The organism is Micromonospora sp. IBHARD003, assembly GCF_056106285.1.
Genome location: NZ_JBWBBX010000001.1, coordinates 6,787,737 through 6,803,559 on the forward strand (window position 1 = coordinate 6,787,737; position 15,823 = coordinate 6,803,559).

The 15,823-nt window shown below is 70.1% G+C and carries 14 protein-coding genes and 1 pseudogene; 5 read left to right on the top strand and 10 right to left on the bottom strand.

Features of this window, described 5'->3' with window-relative positions:
• Positions 1-19: 19 nt before the first annotated feature.
• From ACTWOL_RS29760 to ACTWOL_RS29790, 7 genes and pseudogenes are all read right to left on the bottom strand, one after another.
• The gene (locus ACTWOL_RS29760) at positions 20-1,156 is read right to left on the bottom strand and encodes an ABC transporter ATP-binding protein (protein ID WP_474301284.1); all 1,137 of its coding nucleotides are present in this window, start codon (positions 1,154-1,156) and stop codon (positions 20-22) included.
• Between the two features lie 15 nt (positions 1,157-1,171).
• A pseudogene (locus ACTWOL_RS29765) lies at positions 1,172-1,975 on the bottom strand (ABC transporter permease); the annotation flags it as partial.
• A gap of 96 nt (positions 1,976-2,071) precedes the next feature.
• A complete protein-coding gene (gene modA / locus ACTWOL_RS29770; protein WP_474299931.1) occupies positions 2,072-2,881 on the bottom strand; it encodes a molybdate ABC transporter substrate-binding protein in 810 nt (269 codons plus the stop codon).
• 118 nt (positions 2,882-2,999) lie between these two features.
• Positions 3,000-3,395, bottom strand: coding sequence for a TOBE domain-containing protein (locus ACTWOL_RS29775; RefSeq protein WP_474299932.1), 396 nt, complete (start codon positions 3,393-3,395; stop codon positions 3,000-3,002).
• A gap of 240 nt (positions 3,396-3,635) precedes the next feature.
• Positions 3,636-4,592 carry an alpha/beta fold hydrolase gene (locus tag ACTWOL_RS29780; RefSeq protein WP_474299933.1) on the bottom strand — a complete coding sequence of 319 codons (957 nt, stop codon included), beginning with the start codon at positions 4,590-4,592 and terminating at the stop codon, positions 3,636-3,638.
• Positions 4,593-4,714: 122 nt separating this feature from the next.
• On the bottom strand, positions 4,715-5,707 hold the full coding sequence (locus ACTWOL_RS29785; protein WP_474299934.1) for an AraC family transcriptional regulator: 993 nt from the start codon (positions 5,705-5,707) through the stop codon (positions 4,715-4,717).
• Positions 5,708-6,054: 347 nt separating this feature from the next.
• A complete protein-coding gene (locus tag ACTWOL_RS29790) occupies positions 6,055-6,576 on the bottom strand; it encodes a nuclear transport factor 2 family protein (protein ID WP_474299935.1) in 522 nt (173 codons plus the stop codon).
• Between the two features lie 292 nt (positions 6,577-6,868).
• Here ACTWOL_RS29790 and ACTWOL_RS29795 point away from each other — a divergent pair, with 292 nt between their 5' ends.
• From ACTWOL_RS29795 to ACTWOL_RS29805, 3 genes are all read left to right on the top strand, one after another.
• Positions 6,869-7,222 (top strand): VOC family protein, encoded by a 354-nt coding sequence (locus ACTWOL_RS29795; RefSeq protein WP_474299936.1) that lies wholly within the window; start codon positions 6,869-6,871, stop codon positions 7,220-7,222.
• Positions 7,223-7,525: 303 nt separating this feature from the next.
• Positions 7,526-8,299, top strand: a complete 774-nt coding sequence (locus tag ACTWOL_RS29800; protein WP_474299937.1) for a CAP domain-containing protein — start codon at positions 7,526-7,528, stop codon at positions 8,297-8,299.
• Positions 8,300-8,429: 130 nt separating this feature from the next.
• Positions 8,430-9,680 (top strand): PP2C family protein-serine/threonine phosphatase, encoded by a 1,251-nt coding sequence (locus ACTWOL_RS29805; protein WP_474299938.1) that lies wholly within the window; start codon positions 8,430-8,432, stop codon positions 9,678-9,680.
• A 141-nt stretch (positions 9,681-9,821) separates the two neighbouring features.
• On the opposite strand, the gene ACTWOL_RS29810 is transcribed toward ACTWOL_RS29805, so the two are convergent.
• A complete protein-coding gene (locus ACTWOL_RS29810; protein WP_474299939.1) occupies positions 9,822-10,160 on the bottom strand; it encodes an antibiotic biosynthesis monooxygenase in 339 nt (112 codons plus the stop codon).
• A 99-nt stretch (positions 10,161-10,259) separates the two neighbouring features.
• On the opposite strand from ACTWOL_RS29810, the gene ACTWOL_RS29815 reads away from it, so the two are divergent.
• Both ACTWOL_RS29815 and ACTWOL_RS29820 read left to right on the top strand, forming a co-directional pair.
• Positions 10,260-10,832, top strand: coding sequence for a TetR/AcrR family transcriptional regulator (locus ACTWOL_RS29815; protein WP_474299940.1), 573 nt, complete (start codon positions 10,260-10,262; stop codon positions 10,830-10,832).
• A gap of 349 nt (positions 10,833-11,181) precedes the next feature.
• Positions 11,182-11,838 (top strand): VOC family protein, encoded by a 657-nt coding sequence (locus tag ACTWOL_RS29820; protein WP_474299941.1) that lies wholly within the window; start codon positions 11,182-11,184, stop codon positions 11,836-11,838.
• Between the two features lie 86 nt (positions 11,839-11,924).
• Here the strand turns inward: ACTWOL_RS29820 and ACTWOL_RS29825 are convergent, their stop codons facing one another.
• On the bottom strand, positions 11,925-12,887 hold the full coding sequence (locus tag ACTWOL_RS29825) for a threonine/serine dehydratase (RefSeq protein WP_474299942.1): 963 nt from the start codon (positions 12,885-12,887) through the stop codon (positions 11,925-11,927).
• Between the two features lie 180 nt (positions 12,888-13,067).
• Positions 13,068-15,473 carry a SpoIIE family protein phosphatase gene (locus ACTWOL_RS29830; RefSeq protein ID WP_474299943.1) on the bottom strand — a complete coding sequence of 802 codons (2,406 nt, stop codon included), beginning with the start codon at positions 15,471-15,473 and terminating at the stop codon, positions 13,068-13,070.
• Positions 15,474-15,823: the final 350 nt, after the last annotated feature.

Sequence of the window (15,823 nt, forward strand, 5' to 3'; positions counted from 1 at the left end):
TGGGCAGCCCGGAGCCGTTTCAGAGGACCACTGTGGTCGCCTCGGTGGCCTTGACACTGGTCCAGACGGAAGTGCCGTCGGTGAGGCCGAGTTCGGCGAGCGCCTGCGGGGTGATCTCCGCGACGAGGTCCGGGGCTTGGTCCGAGGTGATCAGGATGCGCAGTCTGCTACCGCTGCCGGTGATCTCTCGTACCGTGCCCGGCCAGACGTTGCGGGGACTGCCGGCGGGCCTGTCGCGGTGTACGGCGACGGCTTCCGGGGCGATGATCGCGAGGGCGTTCGTCCCGGGCGGGAGAGGTTCGGCGACGACGAGCGTGCCGCCGCCGGTGAGCCGGATGCCGTCGGCGGTGGCGGTGCCGGGCCAGGCGTTGCGGCCGAGCATGCGGGCGACCCAGGGCGAACGGGGATGCCGGGTGACCTCGGTGGGAGGGGCGTCCTGCAGGGCACGTCCGTCGTCGAGGACGAGTACCCGGTCGGCGAGCGCGACGGCTTCGACCGGGTCGTGGGTGACGATCAGGCACACACCGCCGAAGCCGTCGAGATGGCGGCGCAGGGTGTGCCGTACATGGGCACGGGTGGTCTGGTCGAGCGCGGCGAGCGGTTCGTCGAGCAGCAGCAGTCTGGGTCGGGCGGCCAGCGCCCGGGCAAGCGCGACGCGCTGGGCCTGACCGCCGGAGACCTGGGCCGGTTTGCGGTGGGCGAGGTGCCCGACGCCGAGCCTGTCCAGCCACTCCTGGGCGCTGCGCCGGGCCTCGGCGCGCGGGACTCCGTGCGCACGCAGTCCGTACGCGGTGTTGGCCAGGGCGTTCATATGGGGGAAGAGAGCGCCGTCCTGGGGGACCCATGCGACGTGGCGGTGATGCGGGGGGAGGTCGGTGACGTCGGTGCCGCCGAGCCGGAGTGTGGCGTGTGCGCGGGGGGTGAGGCCGAGGAGTGCGCGCAGCAGTGTGGTCTTGCCCGAGCCGTTCGGGCCGACGACGGCGATGGTGGTGCCCGGTTCGGCGTCCAGTGTGAGCCGGTTGAAACCGGTGACGTCGGCGTGCAGGGACCAGCGTTCCTGCGGCTCGGCATCCTGTGTGCCGACAGGCTGTGCGCCGGAGGTCTCGAGGGCGGGTGGCGTTGCCGGCTCCGGCTCGTCCACCGGGCGTGTGGCCACCTGCGTTCGGGCGGCGGGCGTGCCCGTCCAGCGGCCGCGCAGCGCGATGAGGACGAGCATCGCGGTGGCGAGCAGCAGGAGGGACACCGAGGTGGCCGCCTCGGGCGTGTCCTGGAGGAGCAGATAGACCTGCAGGGGCAGCGTCTGGGTGGTGCCGGGGAGATTGCCGGCGAAGGTGATGGTGGCTCCGAACTCGCCCAGGGCACGGGCCCAGGTGAGCGCGGCGCCGGCGATGAGACCGGGGGCGACCATGGGCAGGGTGACGGTGAAGAAGACCCGCACCGGAGAGGCGCCGAGAGACGCGGCGGTCTCCTCGTAGCGGGGGCGCAGTCCGCCCAGTGCGCCTTCGAGGCTGATGACGAGGAACGGCATGGCGACGAAGGTCGCGGCCACGACGGCGCCGGAGGTGTGGAACGGCAGGGTGATCCCGAAGGAGTCCTCGAGCCATGGGCCGAGGAGCCCGCGCCTGCCGAAGGCGAGCAGCAGCGCCACGCCGCCGACCGTGGGCGGCAGGACCATGGGCAGCAGGACGAGGGACCGGACGAACGCCTTGCCGGGGAAGGGGACCCGGGCCAGCAGCCACGCGAGCGGCACGCCGAGGAGCAGCGACAGGCCGAGTGCCCAGAGCGAGACCAGCAGCGAGAGCCGCAGCGCCTCGATCGTTGCGGGGGTCGTGAGATGGTCCGCGAGTTCGCCCCATGGCGTCCGTACGAGGATCCCGATCAGTGGCAGCAGCAGGAACGCCACCGCGAGCAGTGCGGGGATCGCCAGGGCGACCGGAGTACGGGGACCCCGTGTGCGGCGGCGGACTCGTTTCATCGGGGATCCCTGGAGGGCGGGGTGACGGACGGGACGGGGGCCGCCCGTTCCCGGAACGGACCCGGGTACGGACAACCCCTCGGACAGCCGCCGGGACTACGGCTTCTGGAAGCCCGCGTCCTGGAGGATCTTCTGTCCCTGGGGTGAGGACAGCCATGCGACGAACGCGGCGGCGGCTTCGGCGTTCTTGGACTGCTTGAGCGCGGCGGCCGGGTATGCGGCGACGGCGTTCTGCGCGTCCGGGATCGCGACCGCGTCGACCTTGTCCGCGGCGCTGTCCGCGTCGGTCTTGTAGACGAGGCCGGCGTCCGCCTCGCCGAGTTCGACCTTGCTGAGCACCGCCCGGACGTTCGGCTCCTGGGAGACCGGCTTCACCGTGATCTTCTGGGCGTCGAGGATCTTCTTGCTGTACTTGCCGGCCGGCACCTCGGGGGCCGCGAGGACGACCTTCAGCTTCGTGTCCGCCAGGTCCTTCAGCTCGTCGACCTTGTGCGGATTGCCCTTGGTGGTAGCGATGACGAGACGGTTCCTGGCGATGACGGCCGGGGTGCCGGTTTCCGCCTTCACGCTGTCCATGCTCTTGGTGTCGGCGGTGACCAGCGCATCCGCCGGGGCGCCCTGCTTGACCTGGGCGACCAGTTCCTGCGACCCGGCGAAGGAGAACGTGATCTTCGTACCCGGGTGCTCCTTCTCGTACGCGGCGCCGGCGGTCTTGAAGACATCGGTCAGCGAAGAGGCCGCCAGCACCGTCAGCTCGGCCTTGGGGTCTTCCGCGCCGGACTTGGCGGTCTTCGTGTCACCACCGTCCTTCTGGGACCCGCCGTCGCTGCAGGCGGCGAGCGGGACGAGGAGGGCGGCGGTCAGTACGGCAGCGGCGGTGCGGCGTCTGGTGAAGGTGTGCGACATGAGGGTGGAACTCCCTGGGGACTTGGCCGGCTTGGTGCCGTGCGAGCGGGACGGTGACGAGCCGCGCCGGTGCGGGCGACGCCGCTTGGTGGTGCACGAGGTCCGGGTCGGGCCGCAGTCAGGTGCGGTCGATGTGCACGTTGGTCGACTTCACGCGGGCTGTGGCCTGCATGCCGACTTCGAGGCCGAGTTCCTCCACTGCCTCCCTGGTCAGCAGGGAGACGAGCCGGTGCGGGCCCGCCTGGATCTCGACCTGGGCTGCGACGTCGCCGAGCTTGACCGCGGTGACGATGCCGGGGAAGGCATTGCGCGCGGAGGTGTAGGAGAGGTCGTCCTCGCCGCTGCCTGACTGCGCGACCTCGATGGAGAAGGCGGCCAGGTCCCGGCCGTCGATGAGGCGGCGGCCGTTGTCGTCGCGATGGGTCGCGACCCGGCCGGCGTCCGCCCAGCGGCGCGCTGTGTCGGGGCTGACGCCCAGCAGCCGTGCCGCCTGTCCGATGGTGTAGGACTGCATGTGCGCCACGGTAGGACCATTGATCTGGTATTTGCAACTCTACATGTGATTATCCACCGCAGATGCCGGTTGCTTGGGAGGAAGGTCCATGGCTGCGTTCCGTGCCCCCCGATGTGCTCAGGCCTTCCGGAAGGCGGCGTCCTGGAGGAGCGCGGGTGTGAAACGCGGGTGTGGAACAAGGGCGCGGCCCGGCGGACAGCCGGGCCGCGCCCTGCGGGTTCGATGTTGCGGCGGGCGGAGTCAGGAACAGGCGTGCAGGAATGCGATGAGCGCCGCGTTCACCTCGGCCGGGCGTTCCTGCTGGGTCCAGTGTCCGCAGCCCGAGAGCTTCAGCGGTGTGCGCTGCAGATTGGGCATGAGGGCGGGGAGGTGCTCGATGAGCTCGGGCATGCCGGGGAACGCGGGAACGAGGTCGCGGTCGCCGTAGACGTAGAGAGCGGGCGGTGTGACGAGGGCGCCCTGCCACGGCGCGGTCAGTTCCCAGTTGCGGTCGAGGTTGCGGTACCAGTTGAGAGCTCCGGTGAAGCCTTTGGAGAAGCTCGCGGTGAGTGCGTCGAGGTCGTCCTCGGTGAGCCACTCCGGCAGTACCTCGGGGTCGGTCATGGTCGCGAGCCAGCCCCGCTCCGGGTCGACCAGCGGCTGCATGACGCTGCCGGGAGCGTCGCCGGATGCCGCGTAGAGGAACTTCCGCAACGTGGTGCGCGTGTCCTTCGCGAACTCCGCGTCGGCGACGCCCGGTCGGTTGAAGTAGTTCCAGTAGAAGCGGCCGTCGAACAGCTTCTCCATGGTGGCCAGCGGTGGCTCCGGCCCCCGGAACGGGGGCGGCACGCTGAGACCGGCCACCCCGCGAACCACGTCCGGCCGCAGCAGTGCGGTGTACCAGGCGACCGGGGCGCCCCAGTCGTGCCCGACGACGTACGCCTTCTCCTCTCCCAGAGCCCGGATCAGCCCGACGACGTCGCCGACCAGGTGGAAGATGGTGTACGCGTCCACGTCGACGGGATGATCGCTGCGCCCGTAGCCCCGCTGGTCCGGGGCGACCACGCGGAAGCCCGTGTCCGCCAGCGGACCCAACTGGTGGCGCCAGGAGTGCCAGGACTCGGGGAAACCATGCAGGAGCACCACCAGAGGGCCTTCACCCTGCTCGGCGATGTGCAGCCGGATCCCGTTCACGTCGACCATGCGATGCTCAACCATGATCGTGAGCGTACGCGTGGTGATCCTCTGGCGTGTGCGTACACAACGTGGACGTGTCGCTCCGCCATGGACAAATTCCTGACGCAGCCGGTGTCTTCGTACCCGCTTCCGTCCCTGCGCCTTCAGAGTCGTTCCCCGAGGGTCTGGTCCGACGGTTGCGGACAGGCGGCGTTGCGGTAGTCCCTCGGTGGGATGCCGTAGGCGGTTCGGAAGGCGCGGGTGAAGTCGGCTGCGCGGGGGAATCCGCAGCGGGTCGCGATGGCATGGATGGGGGTGGCGCCCCAGCTGGGGTCGGCGAGTGCGCGGCGAGCGCGTTCGAGACGTTCCCGGCGGATCCAGGCCGCGACGCTGGTCTCTTCGTGGAGAAAGAGGCGGTGGAGGTAGCTGGTGGAGATGTGGTGGGCCGCTGCGATCATCGGGGGCCGCAGGTCCGGGTCGGCCAGGTGCCGTCGGATGAAGTCCTTGATGCGCAGGGTGAGAGCGCGTTGCCGGGTTTCGGGTGCCACCTGGTCGTCGGCTTCCAGATGATGGGCGAGGGTGGCGGTGAACAGGTCCACGGCCACCGTGCCCAGCCGCGCGGCATCCGCGGGCCCGTGGGGCGTCGTGTCGGTGGCCAGGCGCGTGAGGAACTGCGCGAGCAGTGCACCGATCCCCTCCCGCCCGGGTAAGGGGCGGGCGAGGAGCCGGTCGACACTGCTGGGGGCCAGTGGCAGCAGTTGCTTGGGTACCCCGAGTCCCACCGACTCCACTGAGCCTGCGACGGTCTCCCAGGGCTGTGAGGTGTCGACGACATACATCTGCTGTGCACCGTGCACGGCTTCCTGGCCGGCGTGCCGGATTCTCAGCGTTCCGCGCAGGAGGAGGGCGAGGGTGTAGCACTCGGGGTCGGACTGCCGTACCAACTTGGCCGTTCGCAGCCCCGTGACCGGCTGAACCTTCGTCGGCACGACCGATACCGGCCCCAACCGGATACGGCGCAGCTCTCCGTCGAAGTCACCGGAGTGTTCACTGAAGGTGTCCATGGGGCAGATCGTCCTGGCCAGGTGCTCGCGCCAGATATCGAAGCGGTCGGGCTTCGGTACGTCGCTGCTCCGGAAGACCATCTCCAGCGTCATCGCTCTTCCCCTTGTGCGCGGTTGCGTTCCTCGAATCACGCGGTGACCTGCCGCCGTCGGTGCTCCGTGACGGTCGAACACGGAGCGGGTTCGCCCAGGGTCCCCGGGGGACTCGAAATGACTTCACAGTGTAGTTCGCTGCTGCGAAGTCGTTGAGTTCTTCCGGGGGTTGCGGTGTGAAGGCCGGGGCAGTGGCTCCGGGACGCGGTGTGGCGAGACGCTGTGTGGCGGGGTGCGGTGATCGGTCTGGCGCGGTCGGTGAGGCGGCGGCCGGCCGGTCACGGGGCTCATCCGTGACCGGCCGGCGTGGGGGACGGGCGCGTGCGGGTTGCGCTTTGACCGCAGCCTCAGGGCGCCGGCGGCGGCGTCCAGTCGGCGGGCAGACCGGACTGGGCCAGGACGGTGGCGAGGCTGTAGTGGTCCTCGTCGGAGGCGATCCGGCAGCTGTTCTTGTCGAGGTCGAGGACGGTGATCATCGGCACGGCGAAGGACTTGGGTGCGCCCTTGAGGTGACCGGAGTAGACGGCCTTGACGGTGATGCGGTTGGCGACGCGCTCGGTGGCGCGCACGGTGACGTGGACGTTGTCGATGAGGCTGTCGGCGCGGGCCTTCCAGCCGGAGATCTCCTTGCGGCCGCGGAAGGTCACGCCCACGGCCTTGTCCGTGTAGGTGCCGTTGGCGATGAACACGGCACCGAGTGCCTGGGGGTTGGTGCCGTTCCATGCACGGGCCCACTCGGTGACGATATGCGGCGTGCGCCGTCCGGAATCCTGCGCGGCGTAGGCCGTGGTGGTGGTGGCGGCGGTGGCGGCGAAGAGGGCCGCGGCGGCGATCAGCACGGTCATGCCACGGGGAGGGCGGGACATCATGGTCTTGCTCCTTCGGTTGTCGACGGCCCCGGTGAGCGGCAGGGCCGCTCCCTGCCGGGGGGATCGGTGCGCTGCCCGGTCCGTTTGAGGGGGTGCAACGTTCATGGCAGACACACTCGTGTCAGGCGGTGTCCACTTTCCAGGCCCGGCAAGGCCCGAGGCCTGTCCAGCGCTGTCCGCAGATGTCCACCCGGTCCTGCCGAAGGCGTCCCACGCCGTTGTGGAACGGCTCGGGAAGCGGGAAATGGTGTGGTGCCGTCCCGCCCGATCGCCGTCCTGGCAAGATGGCGGCATGGAACGTGTGCTTGGAATCGGTGGCTACTTCATGCGGGCCGCCGACCCGGTGGCCCTGAGCGCGTGGTACCGCGACTGCCTGGGACTGGACGCCGATGAGAACGGCCTGTGGCGTCAGGGAGCCGGGCCGACGGTCTTCGCTACGTTCGAGTCCGACACCGACTACTTCGGCTCCCGCGCCCAGCAGAACATGCTCAACTTCCGGGTCCGCGACCTGGATGCGATGCTCGCGCAACTGCGCGCCAAGGGTGCGGACGTGGCCGAAGAAACCCAGGACATGGAGGGCGTCGGCCGGTTCGGCTGGGTCACCGACCCTGAGGGCAACCGGGTCGAGCTGTGGCAGCCCGCCTGACCAGTCCTTGCGAGGGGTGATGCGCTCGCATCCCCGCCGAGCCCGCGTCTGACGCGTCTCACGCACGCTGCTGTGCCAGGAACTGTTATCCCCGTCGTCCTCACGAGTCTCCCTTGCGCCGGACCGACCGGCAGTCTCGACGAAAGCGGAGCACTCCACATGTACGAGCACGACCATGCGCCGATCGGGAACGTTGCCCCGGGGCCGGATGACACGGCTTCCCGCATGGACCGGCGCCGGGCCAAGTCCCGTGCGACGGGCGGCCGGCGCGGACGCCGGAAAAGCGACGGAAAGCGTGTGGGCATGGTGGTGTCCGGCGCTGTGCTGGTCACCGCAGTGGCTGCGGGCGCTTTCGCACTGAACGACTGGGGCGGTGCGTCCAGCGGCACGGACGCCGCGGCCGCCGCGCCGTCTGCGGCTCCGCCCGACGAGGCAGGCACCACGCAGCCCGGTGCGCGCACGGCCTCCGGCGTGCCCCGCTCGGCATCTCCTTCGGCCTCCCAGTCCTCGCCGCCGGTCTCCGCGTCGCCCTCGGCCTCCTCCCCGCGGGCCCGTGCGCACGCTCCCACCGCCGGCACCTCCAAGCCGTCGAAGGCGCCCCGCCCTGCCTCGCCCACGAAGGAGCGCGGTGCCGGTCCGGTCGGCCCGGACCCGAAGGTCCCCGGTCCCCGGCTGTCCACTCAGGCCGTCAGGGATGCCGAGGCCATGTCGCTGAAGCTCCTCAATGCGGAACGGGCCACCGTGGGCCTGCCGCCCCTGCGGCTCAGGGCCGACCTGAGCGACTTCGCCCGCAAGTGGTCCGAGCACATGCGCACATCCGGTTTCGGTCACTCGGGCAACGACGACACCGGATATCTGGTGACAGGATCGCGCACCTGGATAGGCGAGAACATCGTGTGGTGGAGCGACAAGTCGATGACCGCCCAGCAGGCGGCGGAGAAGTTCCAGTCCATGTGGCGCCACAGCCCCGGGCACTACAAGGCACAGACCAACCGGACCTTCACCGAGGTGGGCGTGGGTCTGTACCACGATGCCTCCGGCTGGTGGGGCGTGCACAACTTCTCAGACGGCCGGTAGAGCTGCGACCCGTCACCACCGGAACCTTCCGCTGGACGCGGCCCCAGGGCTCGTGCGACTCCCGCCCCCGCAGTCACCGGGCCGGACGGGCGCGAAAGCCGGGACTTTCGTAAATTGGCAGAAAGCACCCGTGAGCAGCAGAAGGCCGGCGCACGTCGTGACGCAGATCGACTACCAGGCGTTGTTCGCAGGCACACCCAGCCCCTACCTGATACTCGGTGCCGACTTCATGATCGTCGATGCCAACGACGCGTATCTGAAGGCGACCGGCAGAAGCAGGCAGGAGCTGGTCGGAAAGCACGTGTTCGCTGCCTTCCCCGACAATCCGGCGGACCCGGACGCGGACGGGGTGAGGAACCTGAACGCCTCGCTGCAGCGAGTCCTGCGATCGAAAGAACCGGACACGATGGCGGTGCAGAAGTACGACATTCCCATCGTGTCCCCGCGCGGAGCGTTCGAGGAGCGGTGGTGGTCCCCGATCAACACTCCCGTGCTCGGGCCGGACGGCCAGGTGGTGTGGATCATCCACCGTGTCGAGGACGTGACCGCGTTCGTCCTCTCACGCCCCGTGGTCGGGGTTCTGGGCGGGCGTGAGGCGATGGAGGCCGAGCTGTACGCGCGGGCGCGGGAGCTGCAGCGGCTTAACGAGGAACTGCGTCAGGCGCACGCCCGCGAACGCCAGGTCGCCGTCACCCTGCAGGAAGCCATGCTGCACTCGCCCGACTTGGACCGGCATCCGAACGTGGCCGTGCGTTACCTGCCCGCGGTCGGGTCGCTGAACGTGTGCGGCGACTGGTACGACGTGGTCGACCTGCCCGGGGAGTGCTTCAGTGTCGCGGTGGGCGACGTCGTGGGCCACGGCCTCAAGGCCGCCACTGTCATGGGCATGCTCCGCAGCGCACTGAGTGCCGCTGTCCGTGCCCTCCACGAACCTGCCAGGTCGCTGGAGGTCCTCGGTCTGTACGCCCGCTCGGTGGAAGGAGCAGTGGCCACCACTGCCGTCAAGGCCGTGATCGACGCCAGCAGGCGCCGGATCACCTACAGCAGCGCCGGCCACCCCCCGCCGGTGCTGCTGCACCACGACGGCAGCAGCACCATGCTGGATCAGGCCACTGATCCGCCTCTGGGTGCCCGGCCCGAGCATGTCTCCCGCCCCCAGGCCGTCCTGCCCTACTCCCCGGGCGACACCCTGGTGCTCTACACGGACGGGCTCGTCGAGCGCCGCGGCGAAGACATCGACACCAGTCTGGACCGACTCACTGACGTCCTGGCCGGCTACGCCCACCTGGCCCCCGACCGCCTCGCCGACACGCTGCTGACCCGCCTCGGCGTGACCGGCGGCTCCCGCGACGACATCGCCTTGATCGTCGTGCGCCTGTGACCCCCGCCGCGACCAGCAGGGCGGCATGAGAGCCGGCGGTCCGGCTGACCGCCGGTAACCGACCGTGCTTCTGCGGCGCGGTTACCGGCGGTGCGGTACGGGTGGCGCGATCCGGCTTCGGCAGCGAAGGAAACCCAATGGTCAGCGCCTGAGCGGATGCGGTGAAGCCGAGTGCTGATCCTGGTCGGCTTTCTCGCGGGATACGAGGAAGTGGACCTCGCGGGGCCTGATCTCCAGATCGCTCAGGCCGTCGGGTGTCGCGCCCATCTCACGGCCGATCTCGGCCGCCGCCAGGAAGGCACCCTCGGACTCGAACGCGCCGGTGGTGACGACGGCGTCGCCGTCCGGGGTGATCCAGACCCCGACGGACAGGAAGCCAGGCCGGCGCCGCGTCGCGTCGGCGACCTGGTGGCACTCGAGAACGAATGCGTCGAGGTGCTCGGGGGCGGGGTAGTGGAAGGCGACGAAACCGAATGACATGAGGTGTCCCCTCTCGCGTTATACGATGCCGTACAACGTGAGGCTAGTGCCGTTATACGGTTCCGTACAACAGGTCTGACAGGGTGAGGTGGGCCACGGATGGGCGCATTGCGTACACCGCGGGAGAAGTGGGTCGAGGCGGGGCTGCAGGCGCTGGCCGCAGGCGGGGTGGACACGGTGCGGGTCGAGGTGCTCGCCAAGGCGCTGAAGGTGACCAAGGGCGGCTTCTACGGGTACTTCGCCGACCGCGAGGCACTGCTGGCCGAGATGCTCGACACCTGGGAGCGCGAGAGTGTCGACGACATCATCGAGCGGGTCGAGCGGGAGGGCGGCGACGCGCGGGACAAGGTCCGCCTGGCCGGGCAGCTCACCTTTTCCAGCGACCGTCTGCTCCCCATCGACCTGGCCATCCGCGAATGGGCACGCCGCGACCACGCCGTCGCCGACCGCCTGCGCCGAGTGGACAACAAGCGCATGCAATTGGTGCGAGACGCGATCGGTACCTTCTGCGCCGACCCCGACGAGGTCGAGGCCCGTGCCCTGCTCGCCTTCTGCACGGCCATCGGCAGCCACTTCCTCGCCGCCGACCACCCCGGCCAGACCCGGGCCCCGGTCATCGCCCGCGCCGCCGACATCATCCTCGACGTCCCGCGTGACAACCCCGCGGGATGACACCTCGGCGGGCAGCGGCACCCTCTTTCGAACGACCCAGGTTCTCGAAGGGCTTTCGAGGGCCTTGCGAATCCGGTCGGCCGGCCCGCAGGGCAATCGTCAGAAAACAACGTCCCTCGAAGCACACAACGCCGTTGTGACACTGCGACCGGTTGATGATCGGCCATGCGCGCGGCTCCCTCCGCGTGGCGGTGGGATCACCGGCCCGGAGACGTGACGGCCGTGACCTTGGTGCCGTCAGCCCGGGGGCGGCCGCCGGCGTTTCGGCATCCGGCCTCGCGATGCTCCAGGACCCTCCTGGGTACGGCTACTCATGCGTCGCGTCATGCCGACGCCTACCGTCACATGCATGTTCAAGAGCCGTCCGAGTAGAGTCCCGGCCTCCGGGAGGTCCGTCTGGTATGCCGTCACAGGGCTCGTGATGGTGGCGCTGCTGGTCGCTGCCGTGGTGGCGGGGGACGCCGTGTGGAACGGCACGCCGTATCCTTCGGCCGACCCCAACGCGGTCGCGCAACGGCTCAAGTCCCGGTCCGACCAGGTGTATGAGGGCTTCGCGCTTCCCGAAAAGTACGCCGCGGAGTCGGGCAGGGTCGATACCGGCGCCTGCTACTACCGGGGGCTGAGGAGCATCGCCCACATTGACGAGGCACGAAGCGACGTCCGCAGCTTCGGTCTCGATTGGAGCGTGCCCGACGTCCCCGAAGCCACCGCCCGGGAGGCGCAGCGGCGCGTGCGCCGGCAGTTGGTGCAGCAAGGTTGGAAACTCACACACGAAGGCGACCGTGCAGGCGCAGCCTCCCGCCAACTGGGCTTCCGATTCGAAGACCCGGAAGGCGGCGACCAGGTTGACGTGCGGTGGAACGACTCGACGACGACTCTGTTCGTCAGCGTCTACGCCTCCTGCGCGCAGGTTCCCGGCGAGTTCGTGGAGTCCGACTGGTCTGAGGCGGACTGGCACCCGAAAGATCAATCGGCCGGGCTGTTGGGGGAGCCCTCCCGCCCCTGAGGAAATGGCTGGGCATGGTCACCGAAGGTTGGTGACCGCTGGCTTTCCCTCACCGACTCCTCATGCTCGTGGCCGAGTCTGCGTGATCAGCGCAGCCCGAAGCGCCCGGCCCAGGCCGTCACATCGGCGGTCGTCGCGTTGCCGCCGCAGACCACCAGGCCGAGCCTGGCATCCTCGCCGACGCGCTCCAGCACCCGGCGTGCCGCGGGCAGCAGACATCCGGCGGCGGGCTCGGCCCAGACCTTGGCGTGGTCGGCCAGGTCGAGGGTGCCCTGCACGGCTTCGGCGTCGGTCACCGTGAGCACATCGGTGACCAGCGCCGAGACATGCTCGTAGGTGAGCTGTGAGGCGCTGGGGGCGCTCAGGGTCGAGACGATCGAGGACAGTTCGACCGGCACCGGCCCGCCGGAGGCCAGGGCCGCCGACATGGCTCGCGCGCCTTCGGTCTCCACGCCCCAGATCCGTACACCGGGACGGCGCGCGTGCAGCGCGGTGGCGACCCCGGAGATCAGCGCCCCGCCGCCGATGCTGACGAGTACGTCGGTGAGCTCCCCGGCATCTTCCGCCAACTCCAGGCCGACCGTGCCCTGGGCGGCGATGACGACGGGGTCGTCGAAAGGATGGACCAGGGTGAGCCCCTTGGTCCGGAGTTCGTCGACGAGGGTGAACGCGCCGTCCATGGTGTCGGCGAGGATGACGTTCGCCCCGGCGGCCTCGGCGATGTCCACGGCGCGGCCGGGAGCGGACCGTGGCATGACGACGGTCGCCTTGATGTCCAGTGCGCCGGCCATGACCGCGACCCCGATGCCGTGGTTGCCGCCGCTCACCGCCACGACCCCGGCGGCGCGTTCGGCTTCACTGAGCGTGAGCAGCTTCGCCGTAGCGCCGCGTGCCTTGAAGGAGCCGGTGCGCTGCAGTAGTTCCAGTTTCGCGGTGACATGCGCGCCCAGGAACGCGGACAGCCCGGGGCTCAGCACCGTCGGGGTCCGTACGACATGCCCGGTGATCCGCTCGGCCGCGGCTTCCACGTCCGCGACATCGATCAGCACATTCGCCTCCGTCACATGAGCCGAGCCGCGGTGACCGGGATCCGTGTCATCCACGGCACAGGGGCGGCGACCATCCGGGCGCCGCTCCCGCGCACGGTGATCAACCGGGCGGCAGTCCGACCACCCTACGCCGCCGGTGCCCTGGCCGGCGCGGGCCGTGAGCCTGCCCGTCCCGGTCGGTCAGGCCGTCTTGCCCCTGCCTCCGGCGGAGTTGTCCGGGATGGCCAGTTCGGCCCAGATCGTCTTCCCGGCGGAGGTGTACCGCGTGCCCCAGCGCTGGGACATGTGGGCGACGAGGAACAGGCCGCGGCCGCCCTCGTCGTCCCGGTGCGCTCGCCGCAGGTGCGGTGCGGTGTGCGCGCTGTCGGAGACCTCGCACAGCAGGCAGCGATCCCGGATCAACCTCAGCATGACCGGTCCGGAGGCGTACCGGATGCCGTTGGTGAGCAGTTCGCTCACCACGAGTTCGGCGGTGAACGAGAGCTCGGACAGGCCCCAGGTCCCCAGTTGGCGTTCGGTGAGCGTACGGGCGTGGGCCACCATGGCCGGGTCGGACGGCAGCTCCAGGTCCGCCACCCGCTCGGCTTCGAGCCGCCGGGTGCGGACGAGCAGCAGCGTGGCGTCGTCCACCTGCGGCCCGGGCGGCAGGGCCGACAGCGCCCGGTCGCACAGTTCCTCCAGTGGGCATCGTTGCCAGGTGAGCACCTCGGCCAGGCGGTCGATTCCGCTGTCGATGTCCTGGCCCCGGTCCTCCACGACGCCGTCGGTGAAGAAGGCCAGCACGCTGCCGTCGGACAGATCCAGCTCGACGTTCTCGTACGGCAGGCCGCCCAGCCCCAGGGGCGGTCCCGGAGTCAGCGCGGACATGGCCACCGAGCCGCTCGCGTCGGCCACTATCGGCGGGGGATGGCCCGCGCTGGCCCAGACGCACCGGCCGCTGATCGGGTCGTAGATCGCATACAGGCAGGTCACCACCATCGCTTCACAGCTCAGCCCGTCATCCGCGTCGGGCTCCGATTCCTGCGCGACCAGGTCGTCCAGCCGTGTGAGCAGCTCGGCCGGGTCCAAGTCCAGCAGCGCAAGGGTGCGTACGGTGGCGCGCAGCCGGCCCATGGTCGCGGCGGCGTGCATACCGTGACCCACCACGTCGCCCACGGTCAGTCCCACTCTGGCCCCGGACAACGGGATCACGTCGAACCAGTCGCCGCCCACGCCCACGCGGCTGTCGGCAGGCAGGTAGCGGTACGCGACGTCGACCGCGCTCTGTTGGGGCAGGTGCCGCGGCAGCAGGCTTCGCTGCAGTACCAGGGCTGCCGCATGCTGGCTGGTGTACTGGCGGGCGTTGTCGATGCCGACGGCGGCCCGCTCGGCCAGCTCCACGGCGAGTGTCTGTTCCTCGGGGCCGAAGGGATCGGGGTTGCTGTTGCGCCGGAAGGTGGCGAGGCCCAGGACGGCCTCGCGGGTGAGCAGGGGGACGAACAGGCAGGAGTGCGAGTCGGTCGACCCCGCCCCGCCCGGTGCCTCGGGAGGGGAGGCGTCGACGACGCAGCGGCCTGTGGCGAGGCTCAGAGCCTGCCGTGACGAGGGTGGGTAGGAGACGGGACTGGTACGGAACGCCTCCGGAGTCCGGCCGTGCATCCGCAGCAGTCCGTGTCCCGGCGCCGAGCGCGTCGGCGGCTGCCGTCCCTCGATGACCGCCGGATGCAGATCCACCAGCACTTCGTCGGCCAGCTGCGGTACCGCCACGTCGGCGAGTTCCGCGGCCGTACGGCGCACGTCCAGCGAGGCGCCGACGCGCTTTCCCGCCCGCACGAGGAGCGACAGCCGCTCCTGGGCGCGGTAGCGGGCGGTGATGTCGAGGGACTCCTCGAAAAGCCCGAGCGGCTCGCCCCGGGCGTCCAGCAGCCGGTGGTACGAGCAGGACCAGACGTGCTCGCGCACCGGGTCGGCGGGGGCGCGTCCGCGGTAGTGCATGCCGACGATCGGTTCCCCGGTCGTCAGGACGTGATGCATCACCTGGTCCTCGTCCGGGGGGTGGTGGCGGGAGATGAATTCGCCCTCCGGAAAGAGATCCGATGCCGGCCGGCCTGTGTACTGGGCGATCCCCCCGAGCTCCAGATCGGTGGAGACGTTCCCCCACACGACGCGCATGTCGGTATCGAAGATCGTCAAGCCCACGGGAGACTCGGTCGCCAGACCCTGCAGCATCGCCAACTGCGCCTCCCAGCTGCGGAGCGCCTCCAGTTCGGCGGCGATCACCACGGCCGCGGCGCCGCTCCGGTGCGACAGCGGGCTGAACGTCACGGCCGCGCGCACCGTACGTCCGTCCCGGTGGCAGAGGTCCAAGACGACGTTGCGGGACTGGTGCGCCTTGCAGAGGGTGGACAGGCGCCGGCCGGAGGCCGTCGCCAGCAGCCACTCGGCCGGCCGGCCGAGTGCCTCCTCGGGAGAATGTCCGAGGAGGCGCTGGGCGGAGGATCCCCACCCGACAATGCGGCCTTGGTCGTCCAGCACCGCGGTGGCGGCCTTTGAGGGGTCCAGGGGACTGTGGAAGTCGACGTTGGCCGCAACCGGAAAACGATCCATGACACCGCTTCCCTTCGTGCTCCCCCAGGATCCCGTGCCGCAAGACGGACGACAACCGCACGGCGCGATCTCCACCCTGATCACATAGGGTGATCGGTGAGCACCTCCCGGATGCGAGGCTTGTCGCACGATGCTCTGGGGAACGGTCACGAACCGGCCCGCGGCGGGTGTGCGAGCGCGGAGAGCCCAGCTGTGTGGGATCCGTCGACAGTGGGATCCCACGACCGCATTGCCGGCTAAGGGCTGTCCCTTAGCAAAGTGGGGCCCGCAGGAGCCTGCGGGGCTTGCCCAGTGTACGAGGGGCCGTTTGCACCAACGCCCTCGGCAGCACAGCCCCACGGCCGGCTCTC